General features: G+C 57.1%; 5 protein-coding genes. 3 read left to right on the top strand and 2 right to left on the bottom strand.

Annotated features, from left to right (window positions below):
- The first annotated feature begins 149 nt into the window (after positions 1-149).
- From H1Y01_RS18845 to H1Y01_RS18835, 3 genes are read left to right on the top strand one after another with little or no spacing between them, the layout of a single operon-like run.
- On the top strand, positions 150-698 hold the full coding sequence (locus H1Y01_RS18845) for a hypothetical protein (RefSeq protein ID WP_180542314.1): 549 nt from the start codon (positions 150-152) through the stop codon (positions 696-698).
- A complete protein-coding gene (locus H1Y01_RS18840; RefSeq protein ID WP_180542312.1) occupies positions 673-855 on the top strand; it encodes a hypothetical protein in 183 nt (60 codons plus the stop codon). Before H1Y01_RS18845 ends, H1Y01_RS18840 begins: the two co-directional genes overlap by 26 nt.
- Positions 856-858: 3 nt before the next feature.
- The gene (locus tag H1Y01_RS18835) at positions 859-1605 is read left to right on the top strand and encodes a Fic family protein (RefSeq protein WP_219341693.1); all 747 of its coding nucleotides are present in this window, start codon (positions 859-861) and stop codon (positions 1603-1605) included.
- A gap of 181 nt (positions 1606-1786) precedes the next feature.
- On the opposite strand, the gene H1Y01_RS18830 is transcribed toward H1Y01_RS18835, so the two are convergent.
- Both H1Y01_RS18830 and H1Y01_RS18825 read right to left on the bottom strand, forming a co-directional pair.
- Positions 1787-2554 carry an SDR family oxidoreductase gene (locus H1Y01_RS18830; RefSeq protein WP_180542310.1) on the bottom strand — a complete coding sequence of 256 codons (768 nt, stop codon included), beginning with the start codon at positions 2552-2554 and terminating at the stop codon, positions 1787-1789.
- 10 nt (positions 2555-2564) lie between these two features.
- Positions 2565-3836 (bottom strand): GMC oxidoreductase (locus H1Y01_RS18825; RefSeq protein WP_180542308.1); only part of this gene is annotated, 1272 nt, incomplete at its 5' end.

Below are 3836 nucleotides of genomic sequence, written 5' to 3'. Positions count from 1 at the left end.
TCATCATCGATAAAGACGGCAAGATTGCGCACTACTTCAGGGGCGGTAGAGAAGAGCCGGAATTGCGGGCGGCGTTGAAATCGGTGGGACTGTAGATACGATCTCATAGCCTTCTGCAACGAAGGGTCGCTACAATCGACGATAGTCAAGTGCCGCCGACGTTTCTCTACCTATTCGCGCTCGCAATTTGGTTATTCTTAGCAGCTGTGGTGTGGCTCATGGCGGGTTTGATGATGGTCACTGCTCGAACGCGCATGTTTTCCCGGCCGCTTTGCTTCGCAATGGCCGGGACTTTCCCATTTGTTTTCGTGTACCAGCTAATTGCTGCTCCGATCGTTGCAGCCTTACTTGCGGCGGCCATCGGGTTTTGGAAGATTTTGGAACGTGGCGGCTCGACTAACACGGAGAACCCGCTCGTCATCGGGACTAGTATCATTGCCGCATTTACGTCGTTCGGTGTGATCCTTGTTATGTCCTTAGCTGGCTTTTACGAAGGTTGGCGCGTCGGGTGGGCGTTCGCTAATGGCCGTCGCGTTCGCGACGTGTTCAATGAAGGGCCGACGGTAAAGCTTCTCAGGCACTTGCGTCAGAAAGTTCGATCAAGTGCATCTCTGAAGCCCGCGTATAAGCGAGACAGAGATTCATTGGGAACGAGGACAGAAGAGGAGAACAATGGCACTGACCAAAGACTTTCATGAATCAATTCGCAAGCGCGCCCAGGAGGAGCCGCGCTTCCGCACGGCGCTCCTTCGCGAAGCTATCGAGCTGATGCACTCGGGCGACGAGAAGACGGGCCGCGCGATCCTGCGCAACGATATCAACGCTAAGCTCACCTTCAAGCGCAGGAAGGCGTGAACTTTGAGCTCCATCCCAGACGCAGTTAATATCGCGAAGAAGAAGCGGCTCGACGAACTGCGGCCGCTGCGGTCTAAGGCGCTTGGCAAACTCGAGCATTACTACGACATCGAACTCACTTATACGTCGAACGCCATCGAGGGCAACACACTCAGCGCTGTTGAAACCACGCTTGTCATTGAACAAGGCATTACCATCGGTGGGAAGCCGCTCAAAGATCATCTGGAGGCGCTCGATCACTACGACGCCATCCGCTATGTGCGTGAACTCGCCCGGCAGGCAACACCGTTAACCGAAAGCGACGTGCGGAATCTGCACAGGCTTGTCATGCAGCGATCAGCTCCGGAGATCGCCGGAAAGTACGCCGACCTGCCTCGCTATGTTCGCACCGAAACGGGGCGCGACAGTTTTCCCTCACCAGTCGAGATTCCGGCGCTCATGGGAGACTTTGCCGCTTGGCTCGCGCACGCGCCCGATTCACCGGACACGGCATTTACCGCGCACCTGCGGTTGGTCGGCATTCACCCGTTCAATGACGGCAACGGACGCACCGCGCGGCTACTGATGAACCTTGTTCTGATTCGCGGCGGATATCCCCCGGTCGCGGTGCGCCCGGAGGACAGGCTGGAGTATATCCGCAGCTTGCAGCAGGAACAGGGCGGACAAGGCGCGGAGGGGCTGAACTCTCTCTTGTATCGACGGCTGGATGCGACGTTGGAAGAGTACGTGAGCGCTTTGGATGAGGCGTAGACGACGCGCCTGGCGGCCTGTGTCAAAACCGACTCCCTCACGGTCGCGGCTCTGTAACGCAATGAATCTACTGAGGTACCGCCCCACTCCGCGGTCAGCCGCGTTGACCCTATCCGGGTGGAACGGTGTATGTTGGGGGGCATTTTCGAGGGAGCCGCGCGCGTGAGCGTCGCGGGCTGCTCTAGTAGCTGCCTGATTGCCGTAACATCCCGCCGTCGATAAAGTAAGTCGACCCGGTAATATACGCCGCCTCATCCGACGCCAGGAACACCGCGAGCGAAGCGATCTCCTCGGGTTTACCCCAGCGGTTTAGAGGAATCTCAGCCATCAGCGCTTTCTCCAATTCCGGCTTCGCTTCTATGTCGGCGTCGATGGGCGTATACACGGCTCCGGGTCCGATGTTATTCACCGTAATGTTGTACTTCGCTAACTCCACGGCGATGGTCCGAGTTAGCATTCGTAAACCGCCTTTGCTGGCGCAGTAAGCCGCATTGGTCGGCATCGGCAAGTCCTCATGGACTGACGAGATATTGATAATTCGCCCGCCTTGTCCCTGCTGGATCATCTGGCGCCCCGCTGCCTGCGAGACGAGAAATGGTCCCATCAAGTTGACCGCGAGTATCTTCTGTAACTCTTCAAACGGGTAATCCACGAATGCGAACTTCTTCTCGATACCCGCATTGTTGACAACAATGTCGAGCTTCCCGAAGGCCTTCACCGCGCCGTCGATTAACGTCTGCACGTGATCCGGCTTCGATACATCGGCGCCGATGGCAACGCTCTTACCACCGAAGCTGGAAATCTCCTTTTCGACATCCGCGGCCGTGCCCTCCGGCCCGACGTAATCGACCACAACTGAAGCGCCTTCGTGGGCAAAGCGAGTCGCGATTGCCCGGCCGATTCCCGTGGCCGCGCCCGTCACAATTGCAACCTTATTTTCTAAACGCATGATGATTCCTCTACTTTAGCCGTTCGGCCAACAGGTGATCCGCGATCCGGATGGCGTTCGCGATGACAGTTAATGAGGGGTTGACCGCGCTTGCGGAAACAAAGAACGATGCGTCGACGACATAGAGATTGTCGAGGTCGTGCGTCTTGCAGTGAATATCGAGAACGCTGGTTGCCGGATCGATTCCCATGCGGCAAGTGCCGTTCTGATGACCGACGCCTTCAATAGGAATGCGCTTCTTGAAGTAAGCGTGAAGCGGAAGGGATGTCGACGCGTGACCCGCTCGTTTGAGTACATCTACCCAGCGATCCTTCAACCGCTCGAATGACTTGACATTGTTGGGAGTGTAGGAGAGTTGAATGCGTCGCGGCGCGGCATCGGTAACCACGGCGGCCTCGTTCGTTCTTCCGGTGTCCCCGGAAGGATGCGGACCGGAAACTCCGGGCTGCCGGTTCTCCACCGAAAGCGGCGTCGTGTTGTGGATCGTCACGCGGTTATTCGGGTCGGGCAAATCTTCGGTCGTAAGCCACCATGGCATCGCATAGTGTTTCAATCCTTCAAGAACAAATCCCGGAGTAAAGAATGGCGCATCGCTCTTCATCATCTCGTGATGGAAGCTGCCGATCGGCTGCACTTGTCCGAGGGGAAACGGATAAGTCGGATCGGGATCTTTGAGATAGAAATCATTAGTACCCCAGGTCTTGGTATAACTATCCTCGGTGCGATCCGTAGTCATGGCAAGCAGCGCGTCCGCCTGATGATACATGAAGTTACGGCCGACCTGGTCGGAGCGGTTGGCAAGTCCGGTCGGATGTTGGTCATTGGCCGAGGCGAGTAAGATGACCGCCGAATTCACGGCGCCGGCGCACAGAGCGAATAATCCGGCGGAGTACGTCGCGGTGTGCTGACTGCCGTTGCCCTGGCCGGAGTGGACGACCTCCGCCCCGATTACCGCCGTACCCGTGCTGTTGGTCAGGAGCCGCGTGACTCGCGAATGCGTCATGAGGGTGACGTTGGGTAAGTGCAGTATCCGGCGAATGCAGTTCACATCCGCGTCCGACTTCGCGTGTACCAGGCAAGGATAGCCGTCGCACGTATCGCAGCGGATGCACTTAGAGGCAAACGGGTCGGCTTCATTGCGGTTCAAACCCAAAGGCATCGGGAACGTATGGATGCCGAGCTTCCTTACGTCGTCCTCGATAACTTGCATCCGGGGCTCATTGGGAAGCGCGGGATAAGGATACTTCTTCGAGTGGAAAGGTTCGGTGGGATCAAACGACGA

Source organism: Nevskia soli (genome assembly GCF_903970205.1).
GTDB lineage: Bacteria > Acidobacteriota > Terriglobia > Bryobacterales > Bryobacteraceae > Bog-113.
The sequence above is the reverse complement of the archived record's forward strand: the minus strand, read 5'-3'. Positions and strand labels throughout refer to the sequence as shown.